19 protein-coding genes are annotated in these 14,732 nt (G+C 68.2%); 13 read left to right on the top strand and 6 right to left on the bottom strand.

Going from position 1 to position 14,732, the window contains the following annotated elements:
• The first annotated feature begins 55 nt into the window (after window positions 1-55).
• Complete coding sequence (locus tag VF651_08095) at window positions 56-448, top strand: hypothetical protein (GenBank protein HEX7965661.1); 393 nt, start codon at window positions 56-58, stop codon at window positions 446-448.
• A 15-nt stretch (window positions 449-463) separates the two neighbouring features.
• On the opposite strand, the gene VF651_08090 is transcribed toward VF651_08095, so the two are convergent.
• Complete coding sequence (locus VF651_08090; GenBank protein ID HEX7965660.1) at window positions 464-901, bottom strand: hypothetical protein; 438 nt, start codon at window positions 899-901, stop codon at window positions 464-466.
• Between the two features lie 212 nt (window positions 902-1,113).
• The gene (locus VF651_08085; GenBank protein HEX7965659.1) at window positions 1,114-1,674 is read right to left on the bottom strand and encodes a hypothetical protein; all 561 of its coding nucleotides are present in this window, start codon (window positions 1,672-1,674) and stop codon (window positions 1,114-1,116) included.
• A 114-nt stretch (window positions 1,675-1,788) separates the two neighbouring features.
• On the opposite strand from VF651_08085, the gene VF651_08080 reads away from it, so the two are divergent.
• From VF651_08080 to VF651_08065, 4 genes are all read left to right on the top strand, one after another.
• Entirely contained in the window at window positions 1,789-3,249 is a 1,461-nt protein-coding gene (locus tag VF651_08080; protein HEX7965658.1) for an AlkA N-terminal domain-containing protein, read from the top strand.
• 116 nt (window positions 3,250-3,365) lie between these two features.
• Complete coding sequence (locus tag VF651_08075; protein HEX7965657.1) at window positions 3,366-3,893, top strand: methylated-DNA--[protein]-cysteine S-methyltransferase; 528 nt, start codon at window positions 3,366-3,368, stop codon at window positions 3,891-3,893.
• A 72-nt stretch (window positions 3,894-3,965) separates the two neighbouring features.
• Window positions 3,966-4,826, top strand: a complete 861-nt coding sequence (locus VF651_08070) for a type II CAAX endopeptidase family protein (protein HEX7965656.1) — start codon at window positions 3,966-3,968, stop codon at window positions 4,824-4,826.
• Window positions 4,827-4,905: 79 nt separating this feature from the next.
• On the top strand, window positions 4,906-5,058 hold the full coding sequence (locus tag VF651_08065; GenBank protein ID HEX7965655.1) for a hypothetical protein: 153 nt from the start codon (window positions 4,906-4,908) through the stop codon (window positions 5,056-5,058).
• Here the strand turns inward: VF651_08065 and VF651_08060 are convergent.
• Window positions 5,031-5,672, bottom strand: coding sequence for an FMN-binding negative transcriptional regulator (locus VF651_08060; protein ID HEX7965654.1), 642 nt, complete (start codon window positions 5,670-5,672; stop codon window positions 5,031-5,033). The two genes, VF651_08065 and VF651_08060, sit on opposite strands and share 28 nt — an antisense overlap.
• 116 nt (window positions 5,673-5,788) lie before the next feature.
• On the opposite strand from VF651_08060, the gene VF651_08055 reads away from it, so the two are divergent.
• From VF651_08055 to VF651_08025, 7 genes are all read left to right on the top strand, one after another.
• A complete protein-coding gene (locus tag VF651_08055; protein HEX7965653.1) occupies window positions 5,789-6,745 on the top strand; it encodes a D-2-hydroxyacid dehydrogenase in 957 nt (318 codons plus the stop codon).
• Window positions 6,746-6,806: 61 nt separating this feature from the next.
• On the top strand, window positions 6,807-7,178 hold the full coding sequence (locus VF651_08050; GenBank protein HEX7965652.1) for a hypothetical protein: 372 nt from the start codon (window positions 6,807-6,809) through the stop codon (window positions 7,176-7,178).
• 31 nt (window positions 7,179-7,209) lie between these two features.
• The gene (locus VF651_08045) at window positions 7,210-7,599 is read left to right on the top strand and encodes an MAPEG family protein (GenBank protein HEX7965651.1); all 390 of its coding nucleotides are present in this window, start codon (window positions 7,210-7,212) and stop codon (window positions 7,597-7,599) included.
• Window positions 7,600-7,690: 91 nt separating this feature from the next.
• A complete protein-coding gene (locus tag VF651_08040; protein HEX7965650.1) occupies window positions 7,691-8,218 on the top strand; it encodes a hypothetical protein in 528 nt (175 codons plus the stop codon).
• A gap of 19 nt (window positions 8,219-8,237) precedes the next feature.
• A complete protein-coding gene (locus VF651_08035) occupies window positions 8,238-9,077 on the top strand; it encodes a DMT family transporter (GenBank protein ID HEX7965649.1) in 840 nt (279 codons plus the stop codon).
• A 16-nt stretch (window positions 9,078-9,093) separates the two neighbouring features.
• Entirely contained in the window at window positions 9,094-9,480 is a 387-nt protein-coding gene (locus tag VF651_08030) for a DUF2784 domain-containing protein (protein HEX7965648.1), read from the top strand.
• Complete coding sequence (locus VF651_08025; GenBank protein ID HEX7965647.1) at window positions 9,477-9,839, top strand: hypothetical protein; 363 nt, start codon at window positions 9,477-9,479, stop codon at window positions 9,837-9,839. Before VF651_08030 ends, VF651_08025 begins: the two co-directional genes overlap by 4 nt.
• 1 nt (window position 9,840) lies before the next feature.
• On the opposite strand, the gene VF651_08020 is transcribed toward VF651_08025, so the two are convergent.
• The 3 genes from VF651_08020 to VF651_08010 form a co-directional block, all read right to left on the bottom strand.
• On the bottom strand, window positions 9,841-10,818 hold the full coding sequence (locus VF651_08020) for a hypothetical protein (protein ID HEX7965646.1): 978 nt from the start codon (window positions 10,816-10,818) through the stop codon (window positions 9,841-9,843).
• An 86-nt stretch (window positions 10,819-10,904) separates the two neighbouring features.
• Window positions 10,905-13,394 (bottom strand): FtsX-like permease family protein, encoded by a 2,490-nt coding sequence (locus VF651_08015; protein ID HEX7965645.1) that lies wholly within the window; start codon window positions 13,392-13,394, stop codon window positions 10,905-10,907.
• On the bottom strand, window positions 13,391-14,095 hold the full coding sequence (locus VF651_08010) for an ABC transporter ATP-binding protein (protein HEX7965644.1): 705 nt from the start codon (window positions 14,093-14,095) through the stop codon (window positions 13,391-13,393). The genes VF651_08015 and VF651_08010 overlap by 4 nt, the downstream gene beginning before the upstream one ends.
• On the opposite strand from VF651_08010, the gene VF651_08005 reads away from it, so the two are divergent.
• Complete coding sequence (locus VF651_08005; GenBank protein ID HEX7965643.1) at window positions 14,082-14,717, top strand: arylesterase; 636 nt, start codon at window positions 14,082-14,084, stop codon at window positions 14,715-14,717. The two genes, VF651_08010 and VF651_08005, sit on opposite strands and share 14 nt — an antisense overlap.
• Window positions 14,718-14,732 lie beyond the last annotated feature (15 nt).

Raw genomic sequence — 14,732 nt, 5'->3', positions numbered from 1 at the left:
ATCGACGTTTCGGAGGGGGCTTCCGTGGGCGCCGTGGCGGCGCTAGGCTTTAGCCATGAAGAAGAAAACCGGCTCGAAGAAGAAGGCGCCGGCCAAGCGGCCGGCCGGCAAGACATCGCCCGCGCGCAAGCCCGCTGCCCGCAAGAAGAAGCCCGCGGCGAAGCGGCCGCCGAAGCGCAAGAAGACCATCCCGCGCGGCGGCACCCGCACCACGCCGCCGGCGCCGAAGCCGGAGCGCGCGCCCCGCCGCCAGCCGGTGCCGCCCGGCAGCGAACATGCGCCCATGCGCGAACCGCCCGCGTCGTCCCCGGAGCAGATCGCCGACGGCGACCAGCACGGCCCCATGCACATCCCATCCCACAAGCCGGTGCCGGCGTATGCGGGGATGCCGCAGAACAAGTGGGCGGGGAAACCTCCGCGCCACAACATCCCGATTCCTAAAAGATAAGTCGCTGGCTCCTAGCTATCTATTTCGGGTAGCAACATGCCTGAGATATTCTTCGAAGACTTTCTCGATGGATTTATGCAATTGAGGCAAGAGCCACCTCTCTTCGTCTCCGCCGCGCTTTAGCCAAGCATGAGCCAATTGATTGACGGTGCGTTCCTCAAATTCGTTATGAATGTATAGATTCATACCTGAGGCGCCCAGATGTGAGCCTCTTTCGGCATATTCATGTCCTTGAGAACACCTTAGCCCTTGCACCCATATATCTGGTTGCTCAAACTCCTCTAAAGGGGAGCCACATGCCGGACAATACTTGAAAGGATGGGGCCTATTTAGGTTGTAACCATCTCTCATTATTTCAACGATATTTCTTAATAGAATTCCAATTTGTTCATTTAAGTATGGGCGTACATGTTCATTTGTGAGCCAAAATAAAGCTGTATCAGTGCTATTCATGCCTTCTAAATCAGGCAATTTAAGTGCTCTCGCTTGATCCGTCTTGTCCGTGACTGAGGGGGAAGGAAGAATAGATTGTCGGTGTCCTGCCGGACAGGCGAGACAAATTGAGAAGGGATCTACCGATGGTCTTTTACTAGTTGGTTTTCCGCATTCCGTGCACCATGTGCCTCGTGAGAGTGAATCAGGAATGATGGCATGTACCATTAAATTCAGTTCTCAAGCGGCGCCTGGGCTGCGGGCCGCTTGCGCGGCACCATCTTGAACGAGGCCTCGAACGCCTCCAGCACCGCGCTGCCGCCGTCGTAGCCCTTCTTCCACAGCACCGCGCTCTGGAACGCAGTGTCGCCGTCCACGATCACGCGCGAACGGCCGGTCCACTGGTCGCCGATATGGAAGTCGAACACGATGGAGGGGAGCGGCTTCTTCCTGCCCTTCGGTCCCGGGAACGGATCAGGGTGGGACGAGTCCGCGGCGCCGCCGACCGCCTTCAGGAAGTTCTCCTGGTCGAGACGCATCTCCTCCACGGCGTCCACGTGCTGCCAGTAGTCCGTGGTGCTCATCAGCACCATGAAGTTGCCGTCCGCGGACTTCGCGAGCCACACCGTCGTGTCCACGTCCTTCTGGTGGGTCACCTGCGGCTCCGGCGTGGCCGGGAACTTCGCGCTGAAGCCCGCGTTGTCCGGCGCGAACGTGACCCAGCCCGTGTCCGCCGACAGCGCGAGCGGCGCCGCCAAGAGCAGCGCGGCCATGGAAGCGACTCTCAGATTCATTCCCGTCTCCCCGGTGTGTCGTGTCCTGGCCGCAGTATAAGCCGGCCGGCGAGCGCCAAGTCTAAGTCCGAAAACGGCTAGTCTTTTGCCGGCCGCGGCGTATAGTTCCCGCCCATGGACGCCACGCCCTCCCTGCACCTCGACTTCGCCGCCTGTGACCGGGCCCGCCTCGCGCAGGACCCGCGCTTCGATGGCCGCTTCTTCATCGGCGTGACGTCCACCGGTATCTACTGCCGCCCGATCTGCCCGGCGCCCACCGCGAAGCAGCGCAACGTGCGCTATTTCCCCACCGCCGCAGCCGCCGCGGAGGCGGGCTTCCGCCCCTGCCTGCGCTGCCGGCCGGAGGCGGCGCCCGGCACCCCGGCCTGGCTCGGCACCTCGGCGACGGTGCGCCGCGCGCTGCGCCTGATCCAGGAGGGCGCGCTCGACAACCAGAGCGTGGAGGAGCTCTCGGCACGCCTGGGGATAGGCCCGCGGCACCTGCACCGGTTGTTCGTGCAGCACGTGGGCGCCTCGCCGCTCGCGGTGGCCCAGACCCGGCGCCTGCACTTCGCGAAGCACCTGATAGATGACACCCGTCTCGCGATGACCGACATCGCGCTCGCGAGCGGCTTCGGCAGCCTGCGCCGTTTCAACGATGCGTTCCGCCAGACCTATGGCCGCGCGCCGCGGGACCTGCGGCGCGAGCGGCGTCCCGAAGCGGCGGGCGACGCGCTCCGGTTGCGCCTCGCCTACCGCCCGCCCTACGACTGGGCCGCGATCCGCGAGTTCCTCGCGTTGCGTGCGCTGCCCGGCGTGGAGCGGGTCGAGGACGGCAGCTATGCCCGCAGCGTGCAGGTCGGCGGCCGCACCGGCTGGATCGAGGTAAGGCCGGTGCCGAAGGCGGATGCGCTGGAGCTCGCGGTGCACGGCCTCGAGCCCGCCGCGCTGTTCGGCGTGGTCTCGAAGGTGCGCCAGGTGTTCGACCTCGCGGCGGACCCGAAGGACGTGCGCGAGGTGCTGAGGAAGGATGCGCTGCTGCAACCGCTGCTGCGCAAGCGTCCGGGCTTGCGCGTGCCGGGCGCCTGGGATCCCTTTGAAATTGCTGTGAGAGCCGTCTTGGGCCAGCAGGTGAGCGTGGCCGCGGCCCGCACCCTCGCGACGCGCATCGTCGCCGCCCACGGCGCGCCGCTCGCGGCACCTGCCGCGGGGCTGACGCATCTTTTCCCCACGCCGATGGCGCTGGCCGGAGCGGACCTCGCGGGCATCGGCCTCACGCGCGCCCGTGCCGCCACGCTCACTGCGCTCGCGGCGGCGGTGCGGGACGGCGCCGTGGCGTTCGACGCCGGCAGCGAGGAGGTGCGCGCTGCGCTGCGCGCGCTCCCCGGCATCGGCAGCTGGACCGCGGAGTACATCGCGATGCGTGCCTTGAGCGACCCGGACGCGTTCCCGGCGGAGGACCTGGTGCTTCGCCGCGTGGCCGGCGGCAGGAAGCCGCTCACCGCGAAGGGATTGCTCGAGCGCTCGGAAGCCTGGCGTCCCTGGCGCGCCTATGCCGTTCTGCATCTCTGGCGCGCCTCTTCGGAGGAAGCATGAATAGCGGGGAGCAGATCACCCTCATCCCAAGCCTTCCCGCAGAGGGCGAAGCGCTCACCCTGCGGGAGAAGGAAGAGGCGAGGGCATCTTGGGAGTCGATACTCTTGGAGAGCAGCATGAAATCCATCATCCGCGGTGAGAACCTCTACCATCACACCCTCGACACCCCCATCGGCGGCCTGCTGCTGGTGGGCGACGCGGACGCGCTGCACGGCGTGTACTTCCAGGATGGTAAGCGCGGCCCCTACAAGCCCGACGAGGCCTGGGAGCCTTCCGAGAAGCCGTTCCGGGAAGTGAAGCGCCAGCTCAAGGCCTACTTCGACGGCAAGCTCCGGGATTTCGACCTGCCGCTCGCACCGGCGGGCACCGAGTTCCAGCTCAAGGTCTGGCAGGCGCTGCGCACCATCCCCTACGGCAAGACCTGGTCTTACGGCGAGCTGGCCCGCAAGGTGCGCAAGCCGAACGCGAGCCGTGCAGTGGGCGCAGCGAACGGCCAGAACCCGATCCCGGTGATCGTCCCCTGCCACCGGGTCATCGGCGCCGACGGCTCGCTCACGGGTTTCGGCGGCGGCCTCCCCATCAAGCAGAAGCTGCTGGCTCTGGAAGGGGCGCTCCCGGGCCAGGTCCAGTCGAAGCTGTTCTGAGTTAAACTTTTCAGGCTCTCGTGCATCTAAGCCTAGGGGCCACTCCGGCCACGTTCGGATAGGGTGAGGTAGATGACACAGGGATCCATGAGCGCCGACTCGCGGCGCGCACTCATCGTGTTTTTCGCACTGGTGGTCGTGCTCAGCGGCTTCTTCGATTTCCTGACCATCCATTTCCACCAGGGCAGCTTCAAGATCATGTGGAGCGTGGGCATCGCCGCGCTGCTCACGGTCTGGTTCCTCAAGCGCGACTTCCGCAGCATGGGCTGGGCTTGGGGCGAGTGGCGCTGGCAGTGGCTGGCCTTCCTCATCCCCATGGGATATTGCCTGGTGGCCTACGGCATCATCTGGGCGGCGGGCTTCGGCGGCTTCTACGACACGGACTTCGTGGCCAAGACCCGCGAAGGCTTGGGTTTCACCGGCTGGAGCGACGGAGCGGTGATCGCCTGGTTCGCGCTCAGCACGGCGTTCTTCGGCATGCCCGGCAGCCTGTCTTCGGCGCTGGGTGAGGAGATAGGCTGGCGCGGCTTCCTGGTGCCGGAGCTGGCCAAGTCCATGCGCTTCTCGCGCCTGGCACTCATCACCGGCCTGATCTGGGGCGCCTGGCACCTGCCAATCATTCTGCTCGGCAACTACCACAACAACTCGCCGGCGGCGCTGCCGCTCTACGGGCAGTTGCTGATGTTCTTCACCGGCGTGGTGTCCATGGGCGTGATGCTGGCCTACCTGCGCCTCAAGTCCGGCAGCCTTTGGACCGGGGCGCTGGCCCATGCCAGCCACAACCTGGCGGTGCAGGCCATCTTCAATCCCTTGACCCTCCAGAACGCGGACTCGGCCAAGTACATAGATGAATTGGGGCTGGTGTTGCCCCTCACCATGGTGCCCGTGGGGGTGTACTTCTTCCTGAAGGGCCGCAAGGAGTTCGGCGGCTGATGCCGCAGGCCCGCCGCAACCTTTTGACGGGTTCGCGCATCTATCCGGTTGTACGCATGGAGCGTGCAAGGAGCCTGCTATGCGCAGCCGCCGCAGCGATGGATTGTGGATCGTCTTGCTGGGTCTCCTGGCCCTCACCGCCGCCTTGAGCGCGCTGCCCAAGCCGCGGGGCCATGCCGCCCTGGTGCTGGCGCAGGATGCGCCTCAGCGGAACGTGCCCTCGTCGGTATAAAGGCCGCGCATCAGCTCAAGCATCTCGCTGACACCGGGATCCCGGCTCTTCGCGAACTCCCGGAGCACGCCGGCGCGGTCGCCGTCGGAGCGGTTCTGGCTCAGCTTGAACTTGCCCTCGATGCGCTCGATCGGGAGTTCAAAGCCCACGATGTGGTTCACCAGCCGGTCCGTGTAGCTGCCGGCCTCACGGATGCTCCAGGGCCGCTCGATGTAAGCCTCGTGCTCGTCAGTGAGGCGGCCGATGAGCGCGAGCAGCGCCGCCGGCTCCTGCAGGGACCTGGGCGCACCATGGGCATGCACCGCCACGTAGTTCCAGGTGGGCACGTTCCTCGCCGGGTCCACGTACCAGCGCGGCGAGACGTAGGCGTCCGGTCCCTTGAACACCACCACCGAGGGCGCGCCCGCCAGGATCGCGGCGCAGTGCGGGTTCACTTTCGCGAGGTGCGCCTCCAGCGTGCCGTTCGCCCCCTTTGCGGCGTCCAGGTGGAAAGGCAGGTGGGTGAGATGGGTCTCGCCCGCGTGCACGGTCACGAGCAGCGCGAACGGGTGGCGGCGCATCAGCGCGTGCTGGGCCGCGAGGTCGCGGTTGTCGAAGTGGCTGGGCGTGTACATGGGACTCCCCGTTATATGAGCGCAGCGGCGGGAGGCTATGGCCGCGCGGCTCTCATGTATTATCCCCTGGCCATCCCGGCAGGGTAGGGCCAGATGGGGCAGCGAGGCCCGGCCAGATGAAGGGAGTGTTCCTCGACCTCGACACCGTGAGCCACCAGGGCGACGTGAAGCTGCGTCCCCTGCAGAAGGTGCTGTCGGTGCTGCGCGTGTTCGGCACCACGCCGGCAGACAAGGTGCTGGAGCACGCCGCCGATGCCGAGGTAGTCATAGTCAACAAGGTCAAGCTGCCGGCGGCTGCGATCAAGCAGCTGCCCGCGGCGCGGCTCATCTGCGTCGCCGCCACCGGCGTCAACAACATCGACCTCGCGGCCGCCTGGGACCGCAAGATCGGCGTGTGCAACGTGCCGGCCTATGCCGCCGCATCGGTGGCACAGCACGTGTTCGCGCTGCTCCTGGCTTTGAACCAGCACATCGCCGGCTACGAGGCATTGCTGCGGCAGGGCGCCTGGAAGCGCGCGCCGCAGTTCACGCTGCTCGACTATCCGATCCGCGAGCTCGCCGGCAAGCGCATGGGTATCCTCGGCTACGGCAGCATCGGCCAGGCGGTGGCGCGGGTGGCGGAGGCGTTCGGCATGGGGGTGTTCCTGGGCGCGCGCGGCCGCGAGGACACGCGCCCCGGCCGCCTGCCGCTGCACGAGCTCCTGCCGCTGGTGGACGTGCTCAGCATCCACCTTCCGCTCACCCCCGAGACCCGGGGGCTCATCGGGCCCAAGGAGCTGACCCTGCTCAAGCCCGAGGCGATCCTCATCAACACCGCCCGCGGCGGCATCGTGGATGAGACCGCGCTCGCCGCGGTGCTGAGAGCCGGGCGCCTGGCCGGTGCCGGCGTTGACGTGCTCTCGGAGGAGCCGCCGGTGCACGGCAATCCGCTCCTGGATCCCAGCATCCCGAACCTCATCGTCACGCCCCACGTGGCCTGGGCTGCCCGCGAGACCCGCCAGCGGGTGGTGGACGAGATGGCGCTCAACATCGCCGCGTTCCAGGCCGGTGAGCAGCGTAATAGAGTGACCTGAAGGCCGGTCTAAGGTCGGTCCGATGATAGATTGGGGACTTCATCCAGCCCGAGGGGTGGACATGCCGGGACCAGGGTTCCTCTATGAGTCGCGCCACACACAGCCCCTGAGCCGTGCCCGCTTCCTGCTGCGCCTGCTCCGGCACGCGCTGTTCGCCCAACTCGTGGTGCTGGTGTCCCTAGGCATCGGCATGTGGGGCTATGGGCGTTTCGAGGGCATGGCCTGGCGCGACGCATTCCTCAACAGCGCCATGCTGCTGGGCGGCATGGGCCCGGTGAAGACCGAGGGCCTCACCGACGCCGGCAAGCTGTTCGCGGGGCTGTACGCGCTGTACGCGGGACTCGTGCTCATCATCGTCATCGGCATCATGATGGCGCCGGTGATCCACCGGGTGCTGCACCTTTTCCATTGGAACGAGGACCGCGGGTCCTAGGTCTTTCCCATCCATCAACGAGGAGCGAACGATGACCACTGAATACCAGATGCTGGCGTGGACCATGATCCTGGGGCTGGTGCAGCTGATAGTGGCCGTGCTGGCCGCCATCAAGGTGCGCGGCCTGGGCTGGGCGTTCAGCCCGCGCGACGACGAGATGGCGCCGCTGCCGGGCGTGAGCGGCCGCCTGGACCGCGCGTTCTACAACCTGCTGGAGACCTTCCCATTCTTCGCTGCGGCGGTGCTGGCCGCGGGCGCCATGGGCGTACACAACGGGCTCACGGTGTGGGGCTCGATGCTGTACTTCAGCGCGCGGCTCGCCTACATCCCGCTCTATGCCGTGGGGCTGCCGGTGGTGCGCACCGGCATCTGGGGCGTGTCGGTGGCGGGGATCGTGCTGGTGCTGGCCGCCCTGCTCTGAACTCCGCCGCCTTCCCTGGGTGTACTACAATTCTAGTATTCGGGCCCGGCGGAGATGCCGGGCCTGTCTCATCATCACGGGGAGATCCAAGATGAAGAAGCTCACGCTGCTCATGCCGCTCCTGGCGCTCGCCGCCTGCACCCTGGCGCCGGAGCGCCAGTTCGAGAACGACCCGCAGGGCCTAGGGCTCTACGTGGCCGCCACGAACATCTACGTGAACACCAGCGTCGGCGTGAAGAGCGCCCAGACCGGCGAGATCACGCAGGTCAAGGTGGTGCACCTCTCAGGCCGTGACGAGGGCTACATGGTCGCCTCGCTGCCGCCGGGCCGCTATTACCTGGAGACCTACAGCCCCGATAACGCCCGCGTCATCCCGCTGGAGTCGCCGAACGCCTACTTCGAGGTGCAGAACAACTGCTTCAACTACGGCGGCATGTACACCTTCACCGAGGGCGAGGATGCCAACCATGTGGCGAACGCGAACCGCCTCGAGGACATCGCCAGCCTGCCGAAGAAGCTGCGCAAGGAGGCCCACGAGCGGGACATCTGCTCCGCCACCATGGGCCACGACAGCGAACGGCTGAGTGCGGCGGATGTGGCCGAGGTGATCCGCTTCTGATGGCGCGCGCCTGAACCCGATGCCGCGCCCGCGGCTGCTCCTGTTCACGGCGGCCGCCCTGGCGGCGTTCGCCGCGAACTCGCTGCTCTGCCGCCTGACGCTGCGCGGCGGCCACGCCGATCCCGCCGCCTTCACCTGCATCCGTGTGCTCTCCGGCGCCGCGGTCCTGTGGCTGATGCTGCGGCTGCAGGGCCGCGGGCGTCCGGCGGGGGATTGGACTGCGGCGCTGGCGCTGTTCGTCTACGCCATCGCCTTCTCCTTCGCCTACGTCAGCCTGGGCGTGGGAGCGGGCGCGCTCATCGCCTTCGGCGCCGTGCAGCTCAGCATGCTCGGCATCGGCTGGTGGAAGGGCGAGCGGCCAGGTCCCACGCAGCTCGCCGGCCTTATGCTCGCGCTGGCCGGCTTGGTCTACCTCGTGATGCCGGGCCTGGCGGCGCCGGATCCCCTGGGCGCCATGCTCATGGCTGTCGCCGGCGTGGCCTGGGGCGTGTACTCCCTGCTGGGCCGGGGCAGGGGCGATCCGGTGGCCGTGACGGCGGGCAACTTCCTGCGCGCCGTACCCTTCGCGCTGCTGTCCCTGCTGCCCTTCCTGCCGCGGCTGCAGGTGGATGCGCAAGGCTGGGCGTTGGCGCTCTGCTCCGGCGCGCTCACCTCAGGCCTCGGCTATGTCCTCTGGTACGCCGCGCTCAAGGGCCTCACCGCCGTCCGCGCCGCGGTGGTGCAGCTCAGTGTGCCGGTGATCGCGGCCTTCGGCGGGGTGCTGCTGCTCGCCGAGCCGCTCACGCCGCGCCTCGTGGCCGCTTCCTGCGCGATCCTCGGGGGCATCGCTCTCACGGTGCTCGCGCGCCGCCGCGCCTGAGTGGCACACTAGCGGGATGCCGTACCGCGTCCTCGCCGACCTGGTGGTGCTGCTGCATCTCGCCTACATGGCCTTCGCCATCTTCGGCGGCTTGCTGGTGCTGCGCTGGTGGCGGCTGGCCTGGCTGCACCTTCCGGCCGTGGCCTGGGCGGCGCTGGTGGAGATCTACGTGCGGTACTGCCCGCTCACGCCGCTGGAGAATCACTTGCGTGCGTTGGCAGGGGAGCGGACCTACGAAGGCGGCTTCATCGCTCACTACATCATGCCGTCCCTCTACCCGCCGGGCCTCAAGCCCTGGATGCAGGATGCCTTGGGCACGCTGCTGGTCGTCTGCTACGTCGCGATCTACGCTGTCGCCTGGCGGCTGCATCGAAGGCGCGAGCGGGAGGGGAGGTCCGGATGAGATGGCGGATGATCCGCATGGCGCTCGCGGCCCTACTGATGCTGGCCTTCAGCCTCCTCAGCGTCTGGGACCTGGAGAACCGCTGGGCCGACAGTGCGGGCTTCGGCCAGCTGTTCTCCAACTGGGTGCAGAGCGCCTGTGCGCTGCTGGGCCTCGCGGCCATCGCCGGCATCTTCATGCGGGCGCGTTGGCTCCGGCCGGTGCTGTGGGCCTGGGCGGGGACGCTGCTGCTCACGGGCGCCACCGCGCCCATGATCTGGGGCGGGCAGGGCATCGGTGCCTGCCTGATGGCGGCAGTAATCACGGGGGCGATCGCAGCAGCAGTGATGGCGCTCGCCGGGTGGCGGCGCCCGGCATGAATCAGCCGTGCATGTAGTCGAAGCAGTGCCGGTTCCAGTCGATCTTCTGGGCATCCTTCGGCACGGACGTCTTCGGCAATAGCATCAGGTCGGAGTAGTAGGTGCTGAGGGTGAAGCGCTTGCGATACTCGCCCAGGTATTTCTTCTTGTCGGAATCGCTGCCGCCCCAGGCCGCGTCCAGGAACCTCCAGGCCGGCTCCTGATTGCCGGTGTAGATGAGGTCCGTGGCGTAGTACCACATGCCCATGGGCTGCTCTTCCTGGTTGTGCCAGTCCCGGCTCTTCCTGAACAACGCCGCGCACTTCTCCACCTCGCCCGGCGCCGGGCGGTTCGCGCGCATCAGCGCCCGGTCGGGGCGGAAGCGGCCCCCTTGGTAGCTCAGGAACACCCGTCCTGCCGGCGAGCCGATGAATCTCGATGGGAAGTAGGAGAACGCGCTGTAGTCCGAGGTGTAGAGCACCAGGCTCTTGGTCCCCTTGCGCTTCACGAACGCGGATTCGTCCGCGTCCAGGAGCGGCAGGCTCTGGAGCTTCTTGAAGGTCTTCTTGCCGAGCTGGAACAGGTGGAAGGTGAAGCAGCAATGCCCGTCGCCGGACCACTCCGAGACCAGGAGGTCCGGCACGCCGTCTCCCGTGAGATCGGCGCCCGGCTTCGCTTTCACGCTGTCCGGCGCCTGGTTCTGCTCGTAGGGGTAGCCGATGGCGAAGCTCCAGCCCATCTGCCGGTACACGGGCTTGCCGTGCTTCAGGATCTCGAGGCCCGAGCGGTCCGCGAACACGGGCACCGCGCCGCAGTCCTTGGCGTCGTAGACGCGCACCTCGTAGTCCTCGAACTTCGCCTGGGATTCCACGAGGTGCGGGTAGGCGAAGATGCCCTTGGCGGGGTTCGATACGTCGCAGGATGCCGCCGCGGGCCGCGCCGCTAGGAGGGCCGCGGCCAGCGCGATGAACAACAGCAGTGTCCGGGTCGGTGCAGTCATGCGAATGTAAAGAGACGGAAGAAAGGGGCAGGTTCTTTAACTATGGGTGCAGCGTACTACGGCGCGCCCCGTTTTAACCGAGCGCGCTAACTGTCACGTAGCGTCTCCACCGGCGGCGCCTTGAGCACGCCGCGGGTGGCGAGGAGGCCGCTCAGCGCCACGATGAAGGTCCCCGCCAGGAGGCCCGCCGCCCACACCCGCCAGTCCGGCGCATAGGGCAGGCTGAAGATCCGCACCGCCAGGATCCAGGCCACCAGCGTCGCCGCCAGCGCCCCCAGCAGGCCGGCCGTGAACCCCAGGGCTGCGTACTCCGCGGCGGCGGCGGAGCTCACGCGCCGGCGCGAGGCGCCCAAGGCGCGTAGCACCGCCGCCTCGAAGCGCCGCTCGTCCCGGGTCGCCTGCACCGCCGCCAGGAGCACCACGATGCCGGCGCCGAGGGTGAACAGGAAGACATATTCCACCGCGAGGGAAGCCTCGTCCATGAGCCGGCGCACCTGCTGCATGATCGCGTCCACGTCGAACAGCGTGAGGGAAGGCAGCGCGCGGATCAGGTCCGCCAGCATGGCGGCCTTCTCCGCCGGCAGGTAGACGCTGGTGATCCAGGTGCCGGGGTGGTCCTCCAGGGCACCCGGAGAGAGCTCCACGAAGAAGTTCGGCTGGAACGAGTCCCAGCGCACCTTGCGGATGCTGGCCACGGTCACCGCCACCGGCGTGCCGGCCACGTCGAAGGTCAGCCGGTCGCCGGGCTTGAGCTTGAGGCTGGTGGCGAACTCCTCGGTCACGGAGGCGAGCGGCTGCTTCGCTTGGGTCCCCTCCCACCACTTGCCGGCGGTGAGCGTGTTCGCCGGCGGCGGGTCATAGGACCAGCTCAGGTTCTGCTCCCGCTGGGCGAAGCGGCGCGCATCCTCGGTCTCGAAGCGCATGCCCGTGACCGGCTTGCCGGCGATGTCCGAGAGGCGTGCCCGCACGAAGGGATAGAGGCGGGGCGCCGGCACGCCGCGGTCGGTGAAGAACTTCGTCACCGTGGCGCGCTCGTCCGGCTGGATGTTGATGATGAACTGGTTGGGCGCGTCGTCCGGAAGGCTGGTACGCCAGCTGCTCAGCAGGTCGGCCCGCACCAGCGCCAGCAGGAGCAGCACCATGAGGCCGATACCGAACGCCACCATCTGGATCACGGTATCGCGCCGGTGGCGGTTGAGGTTCGCGAGCCCATAGCGCCAGCCGGCACCGCCGCCTCTGCGCAGGCGTTTGAGCAGGAAAAGCATGCCGAAGGCGCCGAGGCCCAGCAGCAGCACCGTCAGGGCCAGGCCCAGCAGCACCGCGAGCGCGAGTCCGAGCGTCTTCACCTGCCAGAGGGTGATGCCGAAGCTCGCCGCCACCGCCGCGCCGTACACGGCGAAGCCGCGCACCGGCGGGGGCGCGAGGTCGCGCCTGAGCACCCGCGCCGGCGGCGTGTCGCCGAGGCGCATGAGCGGCGGCAGCGCGAAGCCGAGCAGCAGCACCAGTCCCATGCCCAGCGCCGCGAGCGCCGGCGTCACCGGCGCCGGCGGCATCTGGGCGGGCAGGAGGTCCCGCACCGCCGCCACCAGGCCGTACTGCGCGAGGTAACCCAGTGCCACGCCTGCGAGGCCGGCCGAGAGGCCCAGCCACAGGAGCTCCAAGAGCAGCACGCCCTGCACGCGGCGGCGCGTGAGCCCCAGGCACTTCAGCACTGCGGCGGTATCGGTGTAGCGCAGCGCGTAGCGGCGCGCCGCCAGCACCACCGCCACCGCGGAGATGAGCGCGCTCACCAGCGCCGCCAGCGCCAGGAAGCGTTGCGCCCGGTCTATGGCGTTGACGAGTTCGGGGCGGCCGTCGCGGGCGTCCTGCAGGCGCACGCCGGCGGGCAGAGCGGTACGCCAGCGCGCCTCCAGCGCTGCCACCGTGTCCTGATCGCCGGAGACGAGCAGCTTGTGCTCGACCCGGGAATAGGCGTTGACCAGGCCCGTGGCCGGCACGTCGGCCAGGTCCATCACCACCTTGGGTTCCAGCGCCGCGAAGCCGAAGCCGCCGTCCGGGAGGTAGGCGGTGGCGGCACCGACGCGCATCTTGATGTTGCCCACCGTGATCACGTCGCCGACCGCGAGACGCAGCGACCCCAGCACCCGCGGCTCGGCCCAGAGGACGCCGTGAGCAGGGATGTCCTCCGTCGTCCGCGCCGCGCCGAAGGCCTGCTGGCTGAGGCGCACCTTGCCGCGCAAGGGATAACCCGCGCTCACCGCATGCACTCCCACGAGCTGGGTGTCCTGGCCGTTGAGCAGCACGGTGTTGAAGTCCAGCACCGGCACGGTGAGCGCGCCGGCGGCGCGTGCCTCCTGTTCGAAACGGGGCGGCAGCGGTTCGCCGCTCGCCAGCACCAGGTCAGCCGCCAGGCTCTCGCCGGCCTGCTGTACCACCGCGGTGCGCACGCGCCCGGTGAAGAAGCCCACCGCCGAGACCGCGGCCAGGGCCAGCGCCAGCGCCGCCGCCATCACGCCGTACTCGCCGCTCTTCCAGCCGCGGCGGAACTGGCGCGCCGAGAGCCGCAGCAGGGTCATGCCGCCGGCTCCAGCCGTCCGGCATGCAGGCGCAACACCCGGTCGCAGCGCCCAGCCAGCTCCTGGTCATGGGTCACGAGCACAAGCGTGGTGGTGCGTTCGGCGTTGAGCTTGAACAAGAGGTCCACGATCACGTGGCCGGTGGCGGCGTCGAGGTTGCCGGTGGGCTCGTCGGCGAACAGGAGGTGAGGGCGGGTGGCGTAGGCGCGGGCGATGGCCACGCGCTGCTGTTCGCCGCCGGAGAGCTTCTGCGGGTAGTAGCGGGCGCGGGCGCCGAGGCCCACCGCGTCCAGCACCTCCCGCGCCGCCGCCTCCGCGCCGCTGCCGTCACCGAGCTCCAGCGGCAGCATCACGTTCTCCAGGGCCGTGAGCCCGGGCAGGAGGTGGAAGGACTGGAACACGAAACCGATCTCGTGCGCGCGCCGCTCCGCCCGCGCGTCCTCGTCCAGGCTGCTGAAGGGCTCACCGTCCAGCCACACCTCGCCGGAGCTCGGCACGTCCAGCCCGGCCAGCAGGCCAAGCAGCGTGGACTTGCCGGAACCGGAGGGCCCGACGATGGCGACGGATTCGCCGCGGCGTATCGCCAGGCTCACGTCGTCCAGAATGGTCAACACGCCGTCGGGACTGCTAACCTGCTTGCTGAGATGGGCGGCGAGCAGCAACGCGTCGCCGTTGGAGACCTTGGACATGTCGAGACGCATCCTTCTTCTTGTGATCCTGTGGCTCGCGCCGCTGGCGTCGCAGGCGCAGCCCGCGCACACGGTGCTGGTGATGGGCGACAGCCTGAGCGCCGCCTTCGGCATAGACACCAGCCAGGGCTGGGTGGCGCTGTTGGACGCGCGGCTCCAGGCCCAGGGTTATGACTATACCGTGGTCAACGCCAGCGTCTCGGGAGAGACCACCGCCGGCGGCCTCACCCGCCTCACCGAGGCACTGGCGCGCCACAAGCCGGGTATCGTGGTGGTGGAACTCGGCGCGAACGATGGCCTGCGCGGCACACCCATCAAGGCCATGCAGGATAACCTGGGGAAGATGGTGGCGCTTTCAAGGCAGGCCGGCGCGAAAGTCCTGCTGGTGGGCATGCTGTTGCCGCCCAACTACGGCGCCGCTTATACCCGCGACTTCCGCGCCGCCTACACGGCGGTGGCGAAGCAATACAAGACGCCGCTGGTGCCGTTCCTGCTGGATGGCGTGGCCCAGCACCGGGAGCTGATGCAGGCAGACGGGCTGCATCCCCTGGCCGGTGCCGAGCCCCATGTGCTGGACAACATCTGGCCCTACCTCGTGCCCATGCTGCAGAAGCCGGTCCGCAGCCACCAATGAAATGCGCCGCGCGAG

It is taken from the genome of Gammaproteobacteria bacterium, from assembly GCA_036383255.1.
GTDB lineage: Bacteria > Pseudomonadota > Gammaproteobacteria > Natronospirales > REEB76 > DASUBN01.
The sequence above is the reverse complement of the archived record's forward strand: the minus strand, read 5'-3'. Positions and strand labels throughout refer to the sequence as shown.

What these genes read in the sequence shown, in the direction of transcription:
- VF651_08050 (HEX7965652.1), top strand. Translation starts at nt 6,807, where the DNA reads ATGCCGGGACCAGGGTTCCTCTATGAGTCGCGCCACACACAGCCCCTG.
- VF651_08040 (HEX7965650.1), top strand. Translation starts at nt 7,691, where the DNA reads ATGAAGAAGCTCACGCTGCTCATGCCGCTCCTGGCGCTCGCCGCCTGC.
- VF651_08015 (HEX7965645.1), bottom strand. Translation starts at nt 13,394, where the DNA reads ATGACCCTGCTGCGGCTCTCGGCGCGCCAGTTCCGCCGCGGCTGGAAG.
- VF651_08030 (HEX7965648.1), top strand. Translation starts at nt 9,094, where the DNA reads ATGCCGTACCGCGTCCTCGCCGACCTGGTGGTGCTGCTGCATCTCGCC.
- VF651_08085 (HEX7965659.1), bottom strand. Translation starts at nt 1,674, where the DNA reads ATGAATCTGAGAGTCGCTTCCATGGCCGCGCTGCTCTTGGCGGCGCCG.
- VF651_08010 (HEX7965644.1), bottom strand. Translation starts at nt 14,095, where the DNA reads ATGCGTCTCGACATGTCCAAGGTCTCCAACGGCGACGCGTTGCTGCTC.
- VF651_08095 (HEX7965661.1), top strand. Translation starts at nt 56, where the DNA reads ATGAAGAAGAAAACCGGCTCGAAGAAGAAGGCGCCGGCCAAGCGGCCG.
- VF651_08065 (HEX7965655.1), top strand. Translation starts at nt 4,906, where the DNA reads ATGCGCAGCCGCCGCAGCGATGGATTGTGGATCGTCTTGCTGGGTCTC.
- VF651_08020 (HEX7965646.1), bottom strand. Translation starts at nt 10,818, where the DNA reads ATGACTGCACCGACCCGGACACTGCTGTTGTTCATCGCGCTGGCCGCG.
- VF651_08025 (HEX7965647.1), top strand. Translation starts at nt 9,477, where the DNA reads ATGAGATGGCGGATGATCCGCATGGCGCTCGCGGCCCTACTGATGCTG.
- VF651_08060 (HEX7965654.1), bottom strand. Translation starts at nt 5,672, where the DNA reads ATGTACACGCCCAGCCACTTCGACAACCGCGACCTCGCGGCCCAGCAC.
- VF651_08035 (HEX7965649.1), top strand. Translation starts at nt 8,238, where the DNA reads ATGCCGCGCCCGCGGCTGCTCCTGTTCACGGCGGCCGCCCTGGCGGCG.
- VF651_08045 (HEX7965651.1), top strand. Translation starts at nt 7,210, where the DNA reads ATGACCACTGAATACCAGATGCTGGCGTGGACCATGATCCTGGGGCTG.
- VF651_08055 (HEX7965653.1), top strand. Translation starts at nt 5,789, where the DNA reads ATGAAGGGAGTGTTCCTCGACCTCGACACCGTGAGCCACCAGGGCGAC.
- VF651_08070 (HEX7965656.1), top strand. Translation starts at nt 3,966, where the DNA reads ATGACACAGGGATCCATGAGCGCCGACTCGCGGCGCGCACTCATCGTG.
- VF651_08075 (HEX7965657.1), top strand. Translation starts at nt 3,366, where the DNA reads ATGAAATCCATCATCCGCGGTGAGAACCTCTACCATCACACCCTCGAC.
- VF651_08005 (HEX7965643.1), top strand. Translation starts at nt 14,082, where the DNA reads ATGTCGAGACGCATCCTTCTTCTTGTGATCCTGTGGCTCGCGCCGCTG.
- VF651_08090 (HEX7965660.1), bottom strand. Translation starts at nt 901, where the DNA reads ATGAATAGCACTGATACAGCTTTATTTTGGCTCACAAATGAACATGTA.
- VF651_08080 (HEX7965658.1), top strand. Translation starts at nt 1,789, where the DNA reads ATGGACGCCACGCCCTCCCTGCACCTCGACTTCGCCGCCTGTGACCGG.